The organism is Pseudomonas sp. TMW22091, from assembly GCF_022496705.1.
Classification (GTDB): domain Bacteria; phylum Pseudomonadota; class Gammaproteobacteria; order Pseudomonadales; family Pseudomonadaceae; genus Aquipseudomonas; species Aquipseudomonas saxonica.
In genome coordinates this window covers 69,133-88,560 of sequence record NZ_SCFI01000005.1, presented here as the reverse complement: position 1 = coordinate 88,560, position 19,428 = coordinate 69,133, and the positions used below count along the sequence as shown (strand labels likewise).

The following is a 19,428-nucleotide window of genomic DNA, read 5'->3' as shown; positions in this document are numbered from 1 at the left end:
CATTTGGTTTTATTTTTAAAGGCGATGCGCTCTTGTCGGCGCTTGATTGATAAATAACCTGTTTTTTTGAAATGTATTTCCGCTGTTTTGGTTTATCTAATATTAACTGTAACTTTATATGGTTGTCAGGCGTTGGGAAGGGCGGTGGAAGGTTGCGGGCTGATTATCTAGTGTTTCTGTTACTTGCCTCCAGCAGGTGGCGAGGGAGGCTGATATTAATCCGTAAACTTTGGAGTTGTGATATGGCTATTGAAATGACGGGCACCGACCTAAGTAATGAAGCACGCATTGCGGCAATCGAAAATCTTGAACTGAACGATGCGACTTCCAGTACGCAATGGCGGATTCAGCCGGCAAGAAGTACAGCAGACATTCATGGGAGCGGGACAGACCAGAGCGCATTGGTAACGGGTAACAGTGTGCTTTCCTTTGTGGGTGGCTTGACGCCTCAGCAGAAGCAGGACGTACAGGATTGCGTGTTATTTGCACAAATGGCAACGGACAAGGCCTTTCCAGATAAAAAGTTATACAGGCAAGAGCGGTTTGACTTTCACAGTGACGTGCTGGCTTTGTGTGGGTGGGGAACGACCAATGAATCCTTGAAGAAGATCACCGGGTTGAAACAAAAGTTCACCATGGATCAAGTGGCACTGGATATTATCTCCAGCGTTATCGGCGTCAATAAAGTCTTGCTTGATATTGTCACGGTGGTCTTCAAGGCGTTGCAAAAAAACCCTAAAGCGCTGGCCTTGTTCGAAAACGAGGCGGGAGGTAACGAGAGTGGCGATTTTCAAATATTGCCGTGTATTGGTACGGCGGATGGCGAAGTATTAATGATCAAGTCGTCCTTTCACTTCACCTCGCCAAAACGCGTGACCAAGGTGCTTTTTTGGGAGTGGAGTCATAACAGTGTCGATTTATATGCCGGGGCCAGCAACACCACGCTTAACCAAAAAGTCTATGCAGGCGTTCGCCAGACCATCAGCGAAAAGTTAGCCTTCACGACCAAGAAGCGTATCGAAAAAATCGAAATTTAATTCGGCCTTCCAAGGAGCTCCTGCATGACTATTGCTCTTGGAAACATGAGTGTGAATGCCGGAATAATAATGACACCGTTACTCGACGTGCCGATTTCGTTGCAGAGGCACGCTGACGTCGTCAGTTCGTTGTTGTTGGCGCAATTGAGTGCCCAGTTCAAGTTTCCCTTGGCGTCGCAATACGCTGAGCGAGAGAGCGCTTATCAGTCAGTCCTGGCAGATTTGTCATGGACGACACTCCATCAACCGTACAGCGAGCAGCAGGGGGCTCAGAGCTTAGATGTCGTCAATGTGTTGATGACTGAAAGTGCCCGACTGTTTGAATTCCGGATTGGCGTGGCATTTTCAAATCTGGTTTCAAACCTTCAACTCTCTGCGCCAACAGACCTCGCCCGTAAGGTATGGCGTGAGCATGTGGTACGCCGTATTCAGCCGGTGCAGGAGCCAACACCCGACTGCACCGGGGTTGATGAGTCGGTGGTGTGTATCAAGTTGGCGCTGATCGACTCGGACCTGCTGTTGCATACTTTGATGTTGCGCTTTGTTACCCACACCGTGTTGGCAGAGGACTTCCTGAGTCAGAGTGTTCTCACCGCGCCTGACAGTAGCATAGGGGTGCACGGCTACACCTATAGCCTCAATGAGCGTATGTACAGCCAATTGCGGGAGACAATAGACGAGAAGCTCATGCTGAAACGGACGAACCTGGTCATGCCGTGGGGTTCTTCCTCTTCCCCTTCAGTGTCTGTGGGTTAGTTAACCTTTAACGAGTGGAACATCGCATGGACGCAATAAAAGTCGGAGGCACCTGGGTCTCATTCGTCGAAGGCCTGTCGCGCGTAGATAAACAAGATGTTCAGGACTGCCTGCTCTATGCCGAGTTACGTGCCAATAGTGAAGGGATTGAAGGGTTCGTATGGCTTTCGCACTATCAAAGTACGTTACTGACCCTTGGGTTTAACCTGCAATCCTATATTGTTGACCGGCCCATACTGGTTTTGGATATTCGTCAGGTCGACGAATACGCCGTTGAAGTTTCAGGCGTGCAGAGTACGCAACGCCTCGCACAGTCACTGGGGGACGTTTTTGATGCAATGCCCATCAGGCAGGACGCGCTGAGCTATCTTCGTCATCCGGTAGATAACGCGCAGACGCGTCATTATCAATGTGTGCCTTGTGAGAAGACACAAGAAGGGCATGTGATCGTGTTTGTGTGTGGCTTGGCTCTGAGCTGTCAGAGAGCGCGGGCAAGAGGGCGTACGCATGATGTGTACTTGAACGCTAAAGGCGGCGCTTTTGTGTTGAACAGAACGATCTATGCCAGGCACCGAGCGCAGGTACAGGAGGCGGTGCGTCAGGCGGCTGCACACATGGTCAGCGTTATCGAAATTTAAATGTACTGGTTTAACAATGGCCCTTGCGGGCCATTTTTTATGGCTAATGGCTGTGCGTGTTGACGATGTGCCGACTCAACAGCGCAAGGCGCGGGTCAAGGCACCATATAGCCCCTGATCCCGGTGAAAATAATTTGTGCCGCCAGGGCGCACACAAACAGGCCCATCAAGCGGCTGACAATTTGCAAGCCTTGCTCACCCAGAATGCGCTCAATACGGTTGGACAGGTAAAGCACTACACCTACCGTCAGGCTAGCGAGGGCAATGCTGCTAATCGCCATCAGTTTATCGTCCCAGTGTGGCTGGCTAATGCCCATCACCAGAAGTGCACCAATGGTCCCCGGGCCAACGGTCAGCGGGATCGTCAGCGGGACAATAGTGACGTCTTGATTGACGTTGTCGGTTTGTACCGCCGATTTACCTTGGGCCATGCCCAGCGCTGAAATGAACAACACACTGCCAGCGCCAATTCGAAAGGCGTCCACGGTGATGCCAAATACGTTGAAAATCACGCGTCCGAACAGATAGAGCAATACGCTGGAGATCAACGTTGCCAGCGCTACTTTCCATGCCAGATGCCGGCGCTCTTTACGCGAGTAGCCTCTGGTCAGGCTGATAAAACATGAAAGCACGAAGAATGGGCTGTAAAGCACGAGCATCTTCAAGTACACACTGAACAACACATGGAGCATGGTTTGAGCTCACATTGAAGGAGGGCGACGAAAGTCTATCAGGCCAAATGAACTCTGTCGGCCTGATGACAGGCTCTCTACAGTCCCTGGGAAGGCGAATCCCGGTGTTGACGCTGCTCACGTTGGGCCACCCAATACTCAACCAGCTCACGCAATTGCGACAGCTCCACCGGCTTGGACATGTGTCCATCCATGCCTGCCTGGCGAGCCCGTTCCTTATGTTCGGCCAGAATGTGAGCCGTCAGCGCGACCACGGGGGTACGAATCCGTTGATGGCTGACTTCCCAGGCACGCATTTGTTCAGTGGCCGAAAAGCCGTCCAGCACGGGCATTTCACAGTCCATCAAGACCAGATCGTAACGTTTGGCTTTCATGGCCCTCAGGGCTTCTTCGCCATTGCTGGCAGTATCGGGTTGCAGGTTTAGCTTGCCCAGCATGCCGCGGATGACTTTGGTTGAAATACTATTGTCTTCGGCCACTAAAATCCGGAAGTCATCAGGGACCGTAACCGGAGCAGCGGGGCTGTTGGCTACGGGTTGTGCCGCTGGATTGCCCTTGTTGCGTTGAGTCAACTCATCGGCAAGGGTGGTCTTTAGCGTGTAGCCCGCGACTGGCTTTGCCAGGATTCGCTTGATGCCGCAATTGCGCGCAATGATCTTGCTGGGTGCATTGCTGATACCGGTCAGCATGATCAGCAAGATATCGTGATTCAGGCTCGGGTCTTCCTTGATCTTGGCGGCCAGTTGCATGCCGGTCATACCGGGCATGTTTTGATCCAGCAGCACAATGTCAAAGTAATCTCGCAGGTGGGCTTTAGTGCGTAACAAGGCCAAGGCCTCTTTGCCCGATGCAGCCGCGTTAACATTCAGACCCCATGCAGTGCATTGTTGTACCAGCACTTTACGGCAGGTGTCGTTGTCGTCCACCACCAGTACTCTGGCGCCCTTGAGTGGACTGTCCAAATCTGAAGTCGGATGTTCCAGGTGCTGTGGGTCTAACGGCAACGTCAGCCACAGATTGGTGCCTTTGGTCTGGCCGGTCTTAATGCCGAACTCGCCCCCCATCAGCATGATCAACTGACGGGCAATGACCAGCCCCAAGTGGCCGCCAAGACGGGTAGCGGCCAGAAAGTTCTTGCTGTGCAATTCAGCATTCAGCAGGGCCTCGCGCTCTTGCTCATCAATCGGCTGGCCTGAGTCCTGTATCGCGATGCGCAGTCGAGGGGCCCCGGAGCGTTCCTCCAGAGCTACGACGATCAATATTTCGCCATCTTCGGTCTTCTTCAGTGCGCTTTCGAGCAAGCTGAGCAGTGTCTGACGCAAGCGCGTAGGGTCACCGCTAATGACACGAGGCACTTGGGGCTGAATGAAACTGATGAGTTCGATGTTCTGCTGTTCTGCTTTAGTGCGGAAAATACTCAAGCAGTCTTCGATCAGAGCGTTGAGATCGAACTGCACATCGTCTAATTCGATTTGCCCTGATTCCAGTTTTGAAATGTCGAGGATCTCGTTGATCAGGGTCAGGAGCTCATTGCCAGCACTGTGGATAGTTTGGACGTAGTCGCGTTGTTTAACGGACAGGGGGGTGCCCAGCAGGAGCTCGGTCATTCCGAGCACCCCGTTCATGGGGGTGCGGATTTCGTGGCTGATCTTGGCCAGAAATTCCGCCTTGGCGTTCACTTCAGCATTACTGGCGGCCAGGTCGCGGCTAATGCTGAATTGATCTTCAGCGATGCTCTGATTGCGTTCGCTTAACGCGATGCTCATCAACAGGCCACTGATGCACACGATCACCAGCAGCACCAGAATCAGTTCCTGCGGGGCAATCAAGGTCAGGCCCAGCAATGCGGGCAGAATCATCAGGGTGCCAATGTTGAATATAACCATGGCCACTACGAACAGGCGCGCAGGGCGGTAACCTTGATGCCAGTGATAGGCCGCTACCAGCAGAATGCTCAAGCTGGTGAGGGCGACCATGCTGTAGGTCACGATATTCAAGGGCAGGCTGTCGATGAACAGTAAAAGCAGCGAGCCGAGGCTGACGATCAAAATGTCCAACAGCAACAGTTTGTGCAGCGCATGTGGGCTCTTGGCCGAGAAAAAGCTGAAGGTGTACATCAGCCCGCACGGCGCAGTCAGTATCAGCGCCAGGTAAGCGCCAGACGGTTGGGTGCTTAGCCATTCCGGAGCCCAAGGGCCCAGAACGTTCAAAAATAAGGTGCAGCTGATCAGTAGCAAGGCCTCGCAGAGGGCGAGCCATAGGCTGCACATCGAGCGACTGAACGCAAAGCGAATGAGGTTATGCAGCACCAGCATTGCCAGGCAGCCCAGCAACATTCCGTAGAGCAGGGGCATACCCTGATTGGCTGCAAGCTCGACAGCAGTATTGAGGGTAATGTGCGGACGCAATTGGTGGTCAGAGATCAAGCGCAGGTAAACATCCAAAGGTTTAGTGCTTTGCGGCAAAGGCAGCAGGTAGTCGCTGCTGGACAGCGGTTTTGCGGACGAGGGCAAGGTGTTGCCGGTATTAATCTGGCTGATTATCTTTTGATCATCCAGAACGTACAGGTCGAGATGCGAAAGATCAGGTGCAAACACGCTCAGGACTTGCTCGTGTTTGTCGGGCGGGAGTTTGAACCTTAGCCATAGGGCCTCGCCAGGTTGGGCGGCCGTAAGGTGTTCGAGCTCAATGGGGCTGAACTGGTTGGCAAAGCGTGCTGAGCGAACGTCGCTTAGCTGCAGATCGCCCGTCGCGTCCGAGAAGAGTGCCCAACTGCTGGCTTGTGCAGCCTGCATGGGCATCAAATAAAGCAAAACAGTCAGAAGACTGACGATTAAACCTATGGCGATCCTTAGCCAGCGCACGGTGAAATCCCTTCGTATATTGAGGCTTGGCAGGCACTATGCGCGGCGCTGGAATACTTAGGCAAGGGCTGATAGCCCTTGCCTATCCATATGAGTGGCTTACTTCTCAGCTTCGCCACGTTCGCGTGCAATGGCCCGGTAGCCAATGTCATTTCGGTAGAAGCAACCATTCCAGGAGATGGCTTTGGCAAGGTCGTAGGCCTTTTCTTGAGCAGCTTCGACCGTATCGCCCATCGCGGTCGCGCACAAGACACGGCCACCCGCAGTTACAACTTGGCCTGCCGAGTTGAGCGCGGTGCCCGCATGAAACACTTTACCTTCCAGCTTGGCTGCAGTGTCCAGACCGTGGATGACATCGCCTTTGGCGTAGTCAGCAGGATAGCCGCCCGCTGCCAGAACGATACCGAGGCTAGGGCGTGGATCCCATTGTGCTTCGACCTTGTCCAGCGCTTGAGCCAGAGCGGCCTCAATCAGCAACACCAGGCTCGATTGCAGACGCAGCATGACCGGTTGGGTTTCTGGATCGCCGAAACGGCAGTTGAACTCGATCACTTTCGGGTTGCCGGCTTTGTCGATCATCAGGCCTGCGTACAGGAAGCCCGTATAGACGTTGCCTTCTTCAGCCATGCCGCGCACGGTTGGCCAAATCACCAGGTCCATTACGCGCTGGTGCACCTCGGCGGTGACCACGGGAGCAGGGGAGTAGGCGCCCATGCCACCGGTGTTCGGGCCGGTATCGCCGTCGCCAACACGTTTGTGGTCTTGGCTGGTGGCCATTGGCAGAACGTTCTTGCCGTCGACCATCACAATAAAGCTGGCTTCTTCACCGTCGAGGAACTCTTCGATGACAACACGCGAACCGGCTTCGCCAAAGGCGTTGCCAGCGAGCATGTCGCGCACGGCATCTTCGGCTTCTGCCAGGGTCATGGCGACGATCACGCCTTTACCGGCTGCCAGGCCATCAGCCTTGATCACGATAGGTGCGCCGACTTTCTGCAAGTAAGCCAGTGCCGGTTCAATCTCGGTGAAGTTCTGATAGTCAGCGGTCGGGATCTTGTGGCGCGCCAGAAAATCCTTGGTGAAGGCTTTGGAGCCTTCCAGCTGGGCTGCGCCAGCGGTAGGGCCGAAGCAATCCAGGCCGCGTGAGCGGAACAGATCAACCACGCCGGCAACCAGTGGCACTTCCGGACCAACGATGGTCAGTGAAACGTTCTTTTCGGCAAAGTCTGCAAGCTGCTCAAGGGCCAAAACGTCGATGGCGACGTTTTCGCACTTGGCTTCAGTGGCCGTACCGGCGTTGCCAGGCGCCACGAATACTTTAGCGACACGCGGGTCTTGGGCTACTTTCCAGGCCAGTGCGTGTTCACGGCCACCGCTGCCAATGATCAAAACATTCATTTCAAAAACCTCGGATGACGCTGAATTCGGTTTAAAGCCTAAAGCGCTTCACGCTTCAGGAGGTCGTAATGAAGTCGGTAGCTGCAAGGCGGAGTCGACCTTGATGAGCGGAGTTGCCTTTTGGCAATGAGCATCATCGAGGTCGGCTCCAACGCAGCAGATGCCGGGTTCAGTACGGCCGTCGTCTAGTTAGTGACGGAAATGACGCATCCCGGTGAACACCATCGCAATACCGGCTTCGTCAGCGGCAGCAATCACTTCGTTGTCACGCATCGAGCCGCCTGGCTGGATCACCGCGGTGATCCCGGCCTTGGCGGCGTTGTCGATGCCGTCACGGAACGGGAAGAATGCGTCCGATGCCATCACCGCGCCTTGTACTTGCAGACCAGCGTGTTCAGCTTTGATGGCGGCAATACGGGCGGAGTTTACGCGGCTCATCTGACCGGCGCCGACGCCGATGGTCTGGCGACCTTTGGCGTAGACGATGGCGTTGGACTTCACGTACTTGGCCACTTTCCAGGCAAAGATCAGGTCGTTGATTTCTTGCTCGGTCGGTGCGCGCTTGGTCACGACTTTGAGGTCTTCGCTGCCGATCATCTCGATGTCACGGCTTTGAACCAGCAACCCGCCATTAACGCGTTTGAAGTCCCAGGCCGGGGTGCGCTCTGCGCTCCACTCGCCACAGGCCAGCAGGCGCACATTGGCTTTGGCGGCCACGATAGCGCGGGCTTCTTCACTGACCGATGGGGCAATGATCACTTCAACAAATTGACGCTCAACAATGGCTTTGGCAGTTTCAGCGTCCAACTCACGGTTGAAGGCGATGATGCCGCCAAATGCCGACTCGGTGTCAGTGGCATAAGCCAGTTCGTAAGCCTGGCGAATGCCGCCTTCGGCGTCCGGGCTGACGGCAACGCCGCACGGGTTGGCATGCTTGACGATCACGCACGCGGGCTTGACGAAGCTCTTCACGCACTCCAGTGCGGCGTCTGTGTCGGCCACGTTGTTGAACGACAGTTCTTTGCCTTGCAACTGGGTGGCGGTAGCAATACTGACTTCGGCAGGTTTGGCTTCAACGTAGAACGCCGCTTTTTGATGCGGGTTCTCGCCGTAGCGCATTTCTTGAGCCTTGATGAACTGGCTGTTGAAGGTGCGCGGGAACTGGCTGCGATCTTCGGTGCTGAGTGTTTCAGCGGCCTGATTCACGGTGCCCAGGTAGTTGGCAATCATGCCGTCATAGGCTGCGGTGTGTTCGAAGGCCTTGAGCATCAGGTCGAAACGCTGTGCGTAGGTCAGGCCGCCGGCCTTGAGGTTTTCCAGCACGTTGGCGTAATCGCTGGCATTCACCACGATGGCCACGTCTTTGTGGTTTTTAGCCGCAGAACGGACCATGGTCGGGCCGCCGATATCGATGTTTTCGATGGCAGTCGGCAGGTCGCAGCCTGGCTTGCTGATGGTTGCTTCAAATGGGTAGAGGTTAACCGCTACCAGGTCGATTGGCTTGATGCCGTGCTCGTTCATGATGTCGTCGTCGATGCCGCGACGGCCCAGGATGCCGCCGTGAATTTTCGGGTGCAGGGTTTTAACCCGACCGTCCATCATTTCAGCAAAGCCTGTGTAATCCGCGACTTCAACTGCGGCTACGCCGTTGTCTTGCAGCAGCTTGAACGTACCGCCAGTGGAGAGGATCTCGACGCCGAGGGCTTCCAGTTCACGGGCGAACTCAAGGATTCCGGTTTTGTCGGAAACGCTGATTAAAGCGCGGCGGATCGGCAGGCGGGTAGTCTGATCGGTCATCTCGATTTCCATCAAAAGCAAAGGAGTCAGCAAAAAAGGCGGCCCGTTTTACCAGGACGCCTTTCAGGTTTGATTGAATGCTTACAGCAGATCGTACTGTTTGAGTTTTTTTCGCAAGGTGCCGCGATTAAGCCCCAGTAGCTCCGAGGCCTTGGTCTGGTTGCCCTTGACGTAGTTCATGACACATTCGAGCAGGGGAGCCTCGACTTCAGAAAGTACCAGGTTGTACACGTCCGTGACTTCTGCGCCCTCCAGGTGGGCGAAATAATTGTGCAGCGCCTTTTCGACACTCCCGCGAAGGGTTTGGCCTTCTTCGCTAGGCGTATTGAGGTGCTGTTTCAAGTTGACGTTGTCGCTCACGGGCGTTGTTCCACTCACTAATGTCTCGGTCATCATCGTCATGCGGCCACCCATCCTTCGTCCCCTGTCCCCAGGCTCTTGTGTCGTTCGGCGAAAAACGCCTGAACGTTGGCGCATTGTGCTTCCGTGTCTTCTAAACGATTGAAGTGGGCGCGAAACTCCTTGGCGCCCGGCAAGGTTGCGAGATACCAGCCGACATGCTTGCGGGCAATGCGAACGCCCAATACCTCTCCATAGAAGGTATGCAATGCAGTCAGATGCTCTAGCAGAATACGTTCCACTTCGGTCATTTCCGGTGCCGGTAACAATTGCCCGGTACGCAGAAAGTGATCAACTTCGCGGAAAATCCAGGGCCGCCCTTGGGCAGCCCTGCCAATCAATAGTCCGTCAGCCCCGGTTGCGTTCAACACGTGCAGGGCTTTGTGGGGTGAATCGATGTCGCCATTGGCGAAGACTGGTATCGACACGGCCTGCTTGATCGCGGCGATGGTGTCGTACTCAGCTTCCCCGGTGTACAGGTCAGCGCGGGTTCTGCCGTGCACGGCCAGCGCTTGAATCCCGGCTTGCTCGGCAATTTTTGCCACCGTCAGACCATTTTTGTTGTCGCGGTCCCAACCCGTACGGATCTTCAGGGTGACCGGTACATCAACTGCAGCCACCACGGCTTGCAGGATTTCGTTCACCAATGCTTCGTCTTTCAGCAACGCGGAGCCGGCAGCCTTGTTGCAGACTTTTTTCGCCGGGCAACCCATGTTGATATCAATAATCTGTGCACCCAGTTCCACATTGGCCCTGGCGGCGTCTGCCAGCATTTGCGCATCACCGCCGGCGATCTGTACCGAGCGTGGCTCGGGATCACCGTCGTGAATCATGCGCAGGCGCGATTTACGGCTGTTCCAGAGACTCATGTCGCTGGTGACCATTTCCGAAACAACCAAACCCGCGCCCATCCGTCGGCAAAGCTGACGAAAGGGCTGGTCGGTGACACCTGCCATAGGGGCGAGGATCAATCCGTTATGCAATGTATATGGGCCGATGCGTACCGCCGACATAGGACTTCCCTGTTGTGGGGCCGAATCTGGAGAGTTCGAAAAAGGGTTGGCATGATACCCGCTCTCGATGACTGGATAAAGGCTGGGTTGGATGTTTTTTGAACAATGGGGCCTAAACCCGGCTACAAGCCTCAAGCGCCAAGCGGCCAGGCACCCCTGGCGTGCGCGTGGTCTCTCAATAGCCGCTTGAGGCGTGATGCTAAAAGTGCAGCATGCTCACTCGGGGGAGTGAAAGCTCAGGCTGTAATTGACGGCTTTAGGGCCCGGGTCGAGGATGTCCAGCGCTATATGAATAGGCGTTTGCGGGGGCATTTCGGTCTTGGCCATGTCGCCGGTCAAGTATTCACCGGGTTTGAAGCGGCGGCTCGCAATCATCTTGCCGTTAAGGTCAGCAAAGCGCAGCTCCAGCAACGGGAAAGGCTGGGAGAAAGGCGCGCGGTTGTAGAGGATCGCATCCACCACCAATGCCCCGGCGAATTCCGGATGGCTGCGTACCACCAGATTGCTGCTTTTAATGCGGTCAATATCGACCTTGGACGGCACTGTGCAGCCGAGCAGAGGGCACAGTTGCTCAAAAGTCGGTCGGTACTGATCCTGTCTGGCCAATTCTTCAAAGTGGCTGGCAATGTACTGCCCGGCCAAAGCAGCGCCCGCCAGCAGAATCAGCACTATCCAAAGCAGTCGTTTGCCCCACGGAGAGCGGCGTTTTTGCCATTCCAGTTGCAATGGATCGTCGGCCAGGTCCAGCAGCATTTCGTCGCGTACGCCAGGTTCGTTGCGTTTGCGCCTGTTTTTGCTGGACGGTGCAGGTTTAAGAGGCTCGTCGTCTTCGTCATCAATCGCAGACAGGTGTTCGCCGGTCCGCTCATCATCATCAACAGACAGCTTGAGGGGCGGCGTGTCGTCGGGCTCCTCAATGTCCAGTGACAATGAGGGTTCTGAACGACCGGTACGAGCGGGTTCGGCGTCACTGTCATCGGCGCTTGTGGCCAGTGCTGACGATTGAGCGCGTTCAGCGGCTGAGTCACTGAACAGGCTGTCAGACCATTCGCTTTCTTCGGCATCCGGCGTGTCGCGACGTGCGCTTAGCGAACTGTCCTTCGATTTTTTTGGCTGACCGAAGGTTTTGCTTGGCTGGATTTCAAGTTCTTCAAGTTTGGCCAGCTCTTCGTCCAGATCCAGATGGTCGAGGTCCATCTCTTCGGTTTGCCAGGCCACCGGGTTTGCGCTGACGGGCGGCTCGATAACCTCGGGTTGTGCCACATTAGGGGCCGTCACGGCAGGTTGCTGTTCAGTTTCAGTGCGTTTATTCAGCAGTTGCTGTGCGGCATTGAACACTTGCAGGCAGGAGCCACAGCGCACCACCCCGCGTGCCATGCCCAATTGAGCATGGTTTACGCGGAAACTGGTTTGGCAGTGCGGGCACTGGGTAACGAAGCTATCGCTCATGTGGCCATCCGGATTGGGCAGGCGTGCATTCTAGCGCCGACGGCCACTGATGCGCACCCAGCCATCGCGAGTGGCGATCGGGTCGAGGTCAAAGTCCTTGGCGTAGGCTGCGGCCACTTCTTCGCCTTGCTCGGCGAGGATGCCGGACAGTGCCAGGCGACCGCCGGGTTTAACCAGACCCGACAATTGCGGCGCCAGAGACACCAGTGGGCCGGCGAGGATGTTGGCGACCACGACATCGGCCTGCACCTGTGGCATGTCTTCAGGCAGGTACAGCGGGAACAGGGCCGGGTCGATACCGTTGCGGTTGGCGTTATCGCGCGAAGCTTCCAGCGCTTGCACATCGATATCGGTGCCGACGGCTTCCTTGGCGCCCAGCAGCAGGGCGGCAATGGCCAGAATGCCCGAGCCGCAGCCAAAATCCAGAACGTTGCAGTCCTTGAGATCCTGGCCGTCCAGCCATTCGAGGCACAGTGCTGTGGTCGGGTGGGTGCCGGTGCCGAACGCCAGGCCCGGGTCGAGCAGCAGATTGACTGCGTCAGGTTCGGGTGCCGCGTGCCAGCTCGGTACGATCCACAGGCGCTGACCGAAGCGCATCGGGTGGAAGTTATCCATCCAGCTGCGTTCCCAGTCTTGATCTTCGATCACTTCGGCGTGATGTTCTGGCAGTGGCGAGCCGGTGAGCAGCTCCAGATGGGACAGCACGAGGTCGGCTTCGGTGCCGTCTTCGAACAGGGCCAGCAAATGGGTGTGTGACCACAACGGGGTGGTGTTGAGTTCAGGTTCGAAAATCGGTTGATCTTCGGCATCCATGAACGTAACCGATACGGCGCCGACTTCGAGGAACGCGTCTTCGTAGGTTTCAGCTTGTTCTGGGCTGATGGCGAGGCGTACTTGCAGCCAAGGCATGGCGGGCACCTTTGAAAAATAAGAGTGTGCAGCCAGTAGGGCTGCGAGAAACGCGCCAGTTTACGCGAGCGCAGGCATGGGGGGTAATCAAAAAACGATGAAAAGTGATCGCTGTTGTGGCCGCTGACGAGGCATGAGGCTGCGATGTGGGCCGCAGGATCACCGCTTGGGGCCGCTGCGCATCCCATCGCAGCCTCGTGCCTCGACAGCGGCTACAGATGTTGCAATCGCTGAAACAACAAAGCCGCTCGAAAGCGGCTTTGTTGACGGGATTACAAACTTATTTGTTAGCCAGTTTGTGTTCCAGGTAGTGAATGTTGACGCCGCCTTCGCAGAAGCCTTCGTCATTCACCAGATCGCGGTGCAGCGGGATGTTGGTTTTGATCCCGTCGACCACGATTTCGTCCAGGGCATTGCGCATGCGCGCCATGGCTTCGTCGCGGGTCGAGCCCCAAGTGATCAGCTTGCCGATCAAGGAGTCGTAGTTGGACGGAACCTTGTAGCCGCTGTACAGGTGCGAATCGACGCGAACGCCGTTACCGCCCGGAGCGTGGAAGTGCTTGACCAGACCTGGGCTAGGCATGAACGTGGCCGGGTCTTCTGCGTTGATCCGGCACTCAAGCGAGTGGCCGTGGATCTTCACATCATCCTGGGTAAAGGACAGCGTGTTGCCTGCCGCAATGCTCAGCATCTCTTTCAAGATGTCGATGCCGGTGACCATCTCGGAAACCGGGTGCTCTACTTGCACACGAGTGTTCATCTCGATGAAGTAGAAACGACCATTTTCGTACAGGAACTCAAAAGTGCCCGCGCCGCGGTAATTGATGTCGATACAGGCTTTCACGCAGCGCGCCAGAACTTCCTGGCGGGCCGTTTCATCGATACCCGGTGCTGGCGCTTCTTCCAGAACCTTTTGGTGACGACGTTGCAGCGAGCAGTCGCGGTCGCCCAAGTGGATGGCGTGACCCTGACCATCGGAAAGTACCTGAACTTCCACGTGACGCGGGTTGGTCAGGTATTTTTCGAGGTAGACCATCGGGTTGCTGAACCAGGCGCCGGCTTCTTCACGGGTCTGCTTGGCTGCTTCGATCAGGTCTTCTTCGCGGTTTACAACACGCATGCCACGACCACCACCGCCGCCAGCGGCTTTGATGATCACTGGGTAGCCAACTTCACGGCCAATGCGCAGTGCGGCTTCAGGGTCTTCCGGCAGTGGGCCGTCAGAGCCTGGAACAGTCGGAACGCCCGCCGCGATCATGGCGTGCTTGGCCGAAACCTTGTCGCCCATCAGGCGGATGGTGTCAGCTTTAGGACCGATGAAGGCAAAGCCGGATTTCTCGACTTGCTCGGCGAAGTCGGCGTTTTCAGCCAAAAAGCCGTAGCCAGGGTGAATCGCCGTAGCGCCTGTCACTTCAGCGGCCGCGATGATGGCCGGAATGTGCAGGTAAGACAGGTTGGCCGGTGCCGGGCCGATGCAGACGGTTTCGTCTGCCAGACCCAGGTGCATCAGTTCCTTGTCGGCAGTGGAGTACACCGCGACGGTCTTGATGCCCAGTTCCTTACAGGCCCGCAGGATGCGCAAGGCGATCTCGCCGCGGTTTGCGATTAGAACTTTTTCCAGCTTTTTAGGCTTCAGCATCGTGGGTTCCCCGTGGTTCAAACGATGGTGAACAGCGGTTGGTCGAACTCAACCGGCTGACCGTTTTCTACCAGGATGGACTCGATAACACCGGCTTTTTCAGCGGTGATGTGGTTCATCATTTTCATCGCTTCAACGATGCAAATGGTGTCGCCGACTTTTACGCTCTGGCCGACTTCAACGAAGGCAGGCGAGGTAGGCGAAGGCGTGCGGTAGAACGTACCGACCATTGGCGACTTAACCACAAAACCGTTCAGTTTTGGTGCAGCAGGCGCTTCGGTCACGGTGGCAACCGGGGCCACAGCCACTGGAGCGGCAGCCGGAGCTTGTTGCATTGGCGCGGGTGCGTAGAACTGCTGAGCTGGAGTCTTGCTGTGACGGCTGATGCGTACGGACTCTTCGCCTTCTTTAATTTCCAGTTCGTCGATGCCGGACTCTTCCAGCAGTTCGATCAGTTTCTTAACTTTACGGATATCCATGAATCGTCAACTCCCAATGGGTCGGTCAGGGGCGTTTAGCTTGTAGTTCAAGCTGTTCCAGGGCGGCCTCCAAGGCCAGTCGATAACCGCTGGCGCCAAGGCCGCAGATCACACCTACTGCAACGTCGGAGAAGTAGGAGTGATGGCGGAAAGGTTCGCGTTTGTGCACGTTAGATAAATGCACTTCGATGAATGGGATGCTCACCGCCAGCAGCGCGTCACGTAATGCCACGCTGGTGTGGGTAAAAGCAGCCGGGTTGATCAGGATAAAGTCCACGCCTTCGTTGCGCGCAGCATGTACCCGGTCAATCAATTCATACTCGGCATTGCTTTGCAGGTAGAGCAAATGGTGACCGGCATCGCGGGCTCGCTGCTCCAGATCCTGATTGATTTGCGCCAGGGTGGTAGCGCCGTAGACCCCCGGTTCGCGGGTGCCTAGCAGGTTCAGGTTGGGGCCGTGCAGAACCAGAAAAGTCGCCATCTGCTGTTCCTTGTTATGTGTGTGCAGTTAACAGTGACGGGCGACTATGCCGAAAAGTCGATTGGCTGTCCAGTTAACTGCAATAGCCAGCACGATGACCGATGTTCGCGAAAAGTTTATGACTGAGGCTCTAAGTCTGGTCATTCGCTTTGCCGACACGTTCGGCGAAGTCTTGTGCATTGATCTCGCCAATGACCCGTTGGTCACTTTTTTCTTCGCCGTTTTTGTCGAAGAACATCAGTGCCGGAGGACCGAACAGTGCGTAGCGATCCAGTAAAGCGCGCTGCTCGGCATTGCTGGCGGTCATGTCAAAACGCACGAGCTGATAGCCCTTGAGCAACGCGAGGACATTGGGGGCGTTGAGGACTTCGTGTTCGATCACTTTGCAGCTGATGCACCAGTCGGCGTACCAGTCCAGTAGCACCGGTTTGCCTGCGTTTTTAGCCGCAGCCAGTGCGCTGTCCAGTTCATCCGGGGTGCTCACGGTCAACCATTGGCCGTCGGGCTGCGCAGTGTTGGGCGTGGCTACAGTGGACGTTTGGGCATGGCCGACAGGATTGAACGGGTCACTTTGACCGCTGAACGCGCCAAACCAGCACGCCAGGGCGTAAACCAGCAAGAACAGACCGAGCAACTGCGCCAGGCGCTGGCGTGGTGCTTTGTAGATGAATTCGAGCGTGCCCAGAAACAGGCTCACTCCGGCCGCCAGCGAACCGATCAACAGCAGCGTGACGGGCCCGGGTAAAACGCGGCTGAGCAAGCCGATAGCCAGCCCAAGCAATAGCACGCCAATGGCATTTTTTACGCTGACCAGCCAAGGGCCGCTTTTGGGCAGCCATGCCGCACCGCCCGTTGCGACCAACAGCAGCGGAGCGCCCATGCCCAGGCCGAGGGCGAACAGCTTGAGCCCACCTCCCACGGCATCGCCACTGGCGCTGATATACAGCAATGCACCGGCCAGCGGCGCGGAGACGCAAGGCGAAACCAGCAGGCTGGACACTACGCCCAGCACGGCCGCACCCCAGAGTGAGCCGCCCTGTGTTCGATTTGCGACACGGTCAAGGCGATTGCTGAGGGCCTGCGGCAACTTCAGTTCGAAGACTCCAAACATAGCCAGCGCGAAAATGCCAAAGAACAGCGCAAACGGCACCAGCACCCACACCGATTGCAGCCGTGCTTGCAGATTGAGTTGAGCGCCGAACATCCCCATCAGCGCACCCAGCAGCGCGAAGCAGGCCGCCATGGGCAATACGTAGGCCAGCGACAGGCTGAAACCGCGCAGGCCACCCACTTGGCCGCGCAGCACCACGCCGGACAAAATCGGCAGCATCGGCAATACGCAGGGGGTAAATGTAAGGCCAAGCCCTGCGAGGAAAAACAACGCCAGTTCGCGCCAATTCCACGACATTTCATCGCCGGGGGCCATCTCTGCGGATACTGTCGCGCCGGTTGCACCGATGCTCAGGCGCTCTGTCTCGGGAGGGTAACACAGCCCTTTGTCTGCACAGCCTTGATAGGTGGCGACCAGGGTAAAGGGGCGCGTATCGTTGGCCGGGCGCGGGATGTCGACATCGACAATGCCGTGGTAGACCTCTACATCGCCGAAGTATTCGTCATGCTTTTGCTCGCCGGCGGGCAAATTTACAGTGCCCAGGGCGATATCGGCGGGCTCTGTTTTAAAGGCGAAGCGGTGCCGGTACAGGTAATACCCTTCGGTCGGTACAAAGCGCAGTTTGATCGATGTGGGTGTGCTTTCGATCAGGTTGAGCTTGAAGGCTTCTCGCACCGGCAAGAAGTCGCGGCTGTTATTGATTGCACCCAGCGTCGAGCTGGGGCGGTTGTCCAGCAACCCGGTTGCCATGGCTGGCAGGGTGCAAAGCATGAACAGAAGGCAGATCAAGCGGCGCATAGGACCCTCGCAAATCAAACGTGGGCGCATGATAACGGAGTGGCCTGAGCTGTGCTGATACCCGATGCCCGGAAGCGCGCGTGCACGCGTCGTATTGTTATGGATTGGAGCGATACGGGTTTTTGAGGGGGGGAAGGTCATAGAGGATCAACTTCAAGTTGATGTCGTTACGTTTATAGACCCATGTCACACGCTGATCGTTGGCGACATTGCACGTAACATCAGCAATGCCTTCCAGTACGAGCCGAATACCGATCCCTTCATTTGTCGGGGTGTGGCACGTCAGTTGTTCATATCTCAACGGGCCGCTGGGTCGATACGTATAGCTGGCGACACTTTTGAACGGGTGTTTATTAAGCGCGTCATGGGTAGCGTCCAGTTGGGCGGGCATCGAAACAATAAACAGCCTCTCGTTTGCGACTTCATCGTCCACCAGCTCATAAGCAAAGTGGGCTTGCGGAGGCACCAAGCACGGGTTGACTGTTTCGGGGGGGTGTAAACAGGGATAGCCGCCCGTGTTTTGAATAATGACGGCGAGGTATCTGGAGTTGTTTTCTATATGCAAGGTTGCGCTGTTGCCGGGCGGGACGAAGAGCAGAAGCACAATGAAAATGACGATTCTCATGGCAGTGCCGCCTGTGAAATACAGGGTTTCAATCGTTTAAAACGCGGGTCAAGTAAAACGCCTCTGAGCCAGAACGGCTACTGTCATAAGTATCAGGTGGAGGGCGGGTGGCAGCCTAAGTACTCTTCTATAGGGTGTCAGTCGAATGACGGGACAAGGCCATTCTGAAAAAGAGATGCATTAAGCCTTGATTTAAAAACGTGCACCTACAGGCAGCACGATGGGTTAGGGTTGTGGTCGAATTGTTGAACCTGATATTGAAAGGATATGGCCATGCTGGACTGGAAGAAACGTGAGGGCAGTGCCCGCGAGTCGGTCAAGGAAAGCCACGCGCAGCCGCGTGGCTATTTCAAAAGTATTCTGCTTAGCCGCTCCATTGCCGTTTTGCTCGGCATTTACGTGGTGGTATGCCTGGGTCTGGGATGGTATTGGAGCCAGGAGCCTGACTTGTTCCCGGTTCAGCAAAATGCGCAAATGGCCGCCGAAAAAGAAGGCAAGCAAATGGTGCCGGGCTTCACCACCGTCGAAACCCTTAAAACGGTAGCCGGTACATTGCTGAATAAGCCTGGGGGGTATTTGTCCAATGACCGTCTGCCGCCGGGTGTGCTGCTCGACAACATTCCCAGCTGGGAATATGGCGTGCTGGTGCAGGTGCGTGACCTGACCCGCGCCTTGCGTAAAGACTTTGCCCGTTCGCAATCACAGTCGGCTGAAGATGCTGATCTGGCCAAGGCCGAACCGCGCTTCAACTTTGATAACAAGAGCTGGATGCTGCCGTCCAGCGAATCCGAATATCAGGAAGGCATCAATTCTCTGAGCCGTTATCAGGCGCGACTGTCTGATCCGAGTCAGAAAAACGCGCTGTTTTATGCACGAGCCGACAACCTGAACAACTGGTTGGGCGATGTGGGTACCCGTTTGGGCTCGCTGTCGCAGCGTCTGTCGGCGAGCGTGGGGCGTGTGAAGCTCAATAGCGCGCTGAAAACCGAGAGCTTGCAACCGGGGCAAGTCCCGGTGGTTGACGAAGAAATTGTCGAAACACCGTGGATGCAGATTGATAACGTGTTCTATGAAGCGCGTGGCCAAGCGTGGGCGTTGTCGCACTTGCTGCGGGCCATTGAGGTCGACTTTGCCGATGTACTGGCCAAGAAGAACGCCACGGTGAGCGTGCGTCAGATCATTCGTGAACTGGAAGCTGCGCAAGAGCCGGTATGGAGCCCGATGATTCTCAATGGTAGTGGCTATGGTGTCTTGGCCAACCACTCGCTGGTCATGGCCAACTATATTTCCCGCGCCAACGCGGCGGTCATGGACTTGCGTCAACTGCTGTCACAAGGCTAAGG

17 protein-coding genes are annotated in these 19,428 nt (G+C 56.1%); 4 read left to right on the top strand and 13 right to left on the bottom strand.

Annotation, left to right across the window (positions count from 1 at the left end; genetic code table 11):
• Nucleotides 1-242: 242 nt before the first annotated feature.
• The 3 genes from EQV93_RS11490 to EQV93_RS11480 are packed head-to-tail and all read left to right on the top strand — an operon-like array spanning nt 243 to nt 2,431.
• Nucleotides 243-1,037: a hypothetical protein gene (locus tag EQV93_RS11490; protein ID WP_240891595.1), complete on the top strand. Its 795-nt coding sequence runs from the start codon at nt 243-245 to the stop codon at nt 1,035-1,037.
• A gap of 24 nt (nt 1,038-1,061) precedes the next feature.
• Nucleotides 1,062-1,793, top strand: coding sequence for a hypothetical protein (locus EQV93_RS11485; protein WP_240891594.1), 732 nt, complete (start codon nt 1,062-1,064; stop codon nt 1,791-1,793).
• Nucleotides 1,794-1,819: 26 nt separating this feature from the next.
• Entirely contained in the window at nt 1,820-2,431 is a 612-nt protein-coding gene (locus tag EQV93_RS11480; RefSeq protein WP_240891593.1) for a hypothetical protein, read from the top strand.
• A gap of 95 nt (nt 2,432-2,526) precedes the next feature.
• Here the strand turns inward: EQV93_RS11480 and EQV93_RS11475 are convergent, their stop codons facing one another.
• The 13 genes from EQV93_RS11475 to EQV93_RS11415 all read right to left on the bottom strand — a co-directional run bounded on the left by EQV93_RS11475 (nt 2,527) and on the right by EQV93_RS11415 (nt 18,085).
• Nucleotides 2,527-3,123, bottom strand: a complete 597-nt coding sequence (locus EQV93_RS11475) for a MarC family protein (protein WP_122785003.1) — start codon at nt 3,121-3,123, stop codon at nt 2,527-2,529.
• A 77-nt stretch (nt 3,124-3,200) separates the two neighbouring features.
• On the bottom strand, nt 3,201-5,987 hold the full coding sequence (locus tag EQV93_RS11470) for a hybrid sensor histidine kinase/response regulator (RefSeq protein ID WP_240891592.1): 2,787 nt from the start codon (nt 5,985-5,987) through the stop codon (nt 3,201-3,203).
• Nucleotides 5,988-6,086: 99 nt separating this feature from the next.
• Nucleotides 6,087-7,385, bottom strand: coding sequence for a phosphoribosylamine--glycine ligase (purD, locus tag EQV93_RS11465; protein ID WP_122785001.1), 1,299 nt, complete (start codon nt 7,383-7,385; stop codon nt 6,087-6,089).
• A gap of 189 nt (nt 7,386-7,574) precedes the next feature.
• Nucleotides 7,575-9,182, bottom strand: a complete 1,608-nt coding sequence (gene purH, locus EQV93_RS11460; protein WP_146426540.1) for a bifunctional phosphoribosylaminoimidazolecarboxamide formyltransferase/IMP cyclohydrolase — start codon at nt 9,180-9,182, stop codon at nt 7,575-7,577.
• A gap of 81 nt (nt 9,183-9,263) precedes the next feature.
• Entirely contained in the window at nt 9,264-9,584 is a 321-nt protein-coding gene (gene fis, locus EQV93_RS11455) for a DNA-binding transcriptional regulator Fis (RefSeq protein ID WP_003439210.1), read from the bottom strand.
• Nucleotides 9,581-10,594 carry a tRNA dihydrouridine synthase DusB gene (gene dusB, locus EQV93_RS11450; protein ID WP_122784999.1) on the bottom strand — a complete coding sequence of 338 codons (1,014 nt, stop codon included), beginning with the start codon at nt 10,592-10,594 and terminating at the stop codon, nt 9,581-9,583. The genes fis and dusB overlap by 4 nt, the downstream gene beginning before the upstream one ends.
• 216 nt (nt 10,595-10,810) lie before the next feature.
• A complete protein-coding gene (locus EQV93_RS11445; protein WP_240891591.1) occupies nt 10,811-12,043 on the bottom strand; it encodes a DUF3426 domain-containing protein in 1,233 nt (410 codons plus the stop codon).
• 30 nt (nt 12,044-12,073) lie between these two features.
• Nucleotides 12,074-12,952 carry a 50S ribosomal protein L11 methyltransferase gene (gene prmA / locus EQV93_RS11440; RefSeq protein WP_122784997.1) on the bottom strand — a complete coding sequence of 293 codons (879 nt, stop codon included), beginning with the start codon at nt 12,950-12,952 and terminating at the stop codon, nt 12,074-12,076.
• 280 nt (nt 12,953-13,232) lie between these two features.
• Nucleotides 13,233-14,591 carry an acetyl-CoA carboxylase biotin carboxylase subunit gene (gene accC, locus EQV93_RS11435; RefSeq protein WP_122784996.1) on the bottom strand — a complete coding sequence of 453 codons (1,359 nt, stop codon included), beginning with the start codon at nt 14,589-14,591 and terminating at the stop codon, nt 13,233-13,235.
• Nucleotides 14,592-14,608: 17 nt separating this feature from the next.
• Nucleotides 14,609-15,070 (bottom strand): acetyl-CoA carboxylase biotin carboxyl carrier protein, encoded by a 462-nt coding sequence (gene accB, locus EQV93_RS11430; RefSeq protein WP_122784995.1) that lies wholly within the window; start codon nt 15,068-15,070, stop codon nt 14,609-14,611.
• A gap of 25 nt (nt 15,071-15,095) precedes the next feature.
• A complete protein-coding gene (gene aroQ, locus EQV93_RS11425) occupies nt 15,096-15,551 on the bottom strand; it encodes a type II 3-dehydroquinate dehydratase (protein ID WP_048360251.1) in 456 nt (151 codons plus the stop codon).
• Between the two features lie 130 nt (nt 15,552-15,681).
• The gene (locus EQV93_RS11420; protein ID WP_240891590.1) at nt 15,682-17,460 is read right to left on the bottom strand and encodes a protein-disulfide reductase DsbD; all 1,779 of its coding nucleotides are present in this window, start codon (nt 17,458-17,460) and stop codon (nt 15,682-15,684) included.
• 97 nt (nt 17,461-17,557) lie between these two features.
• Entirely contained in the window at nt 17,558-18,085 is a 528-nt protein-coding gene (locus EQV93_RS11415; protein WP_146426544.1) for a hypothetical protein, read from the bottom strand.
• A gap of 273 nt (nt 18,086-18,358) precedes the next feature.
• On the opposite strand from EQV93_RS11415, the gene EQV93_RS11410 reads away from it, so the two are divergent.
• Nucleotides 18,359-19,426 (top strand): DUF2333 family protein, encoded by a 1,068-nt coding sequence (locus EQV93_RS11410; RefSeq protein ID WP_122784992.1) that lies wholly within the window; start codon nt 18,359-18,361, stop codon nt 19,424-19,426.
• Nucleotides 19,427-19,428 lie beyond the last annotated feature (2 nt).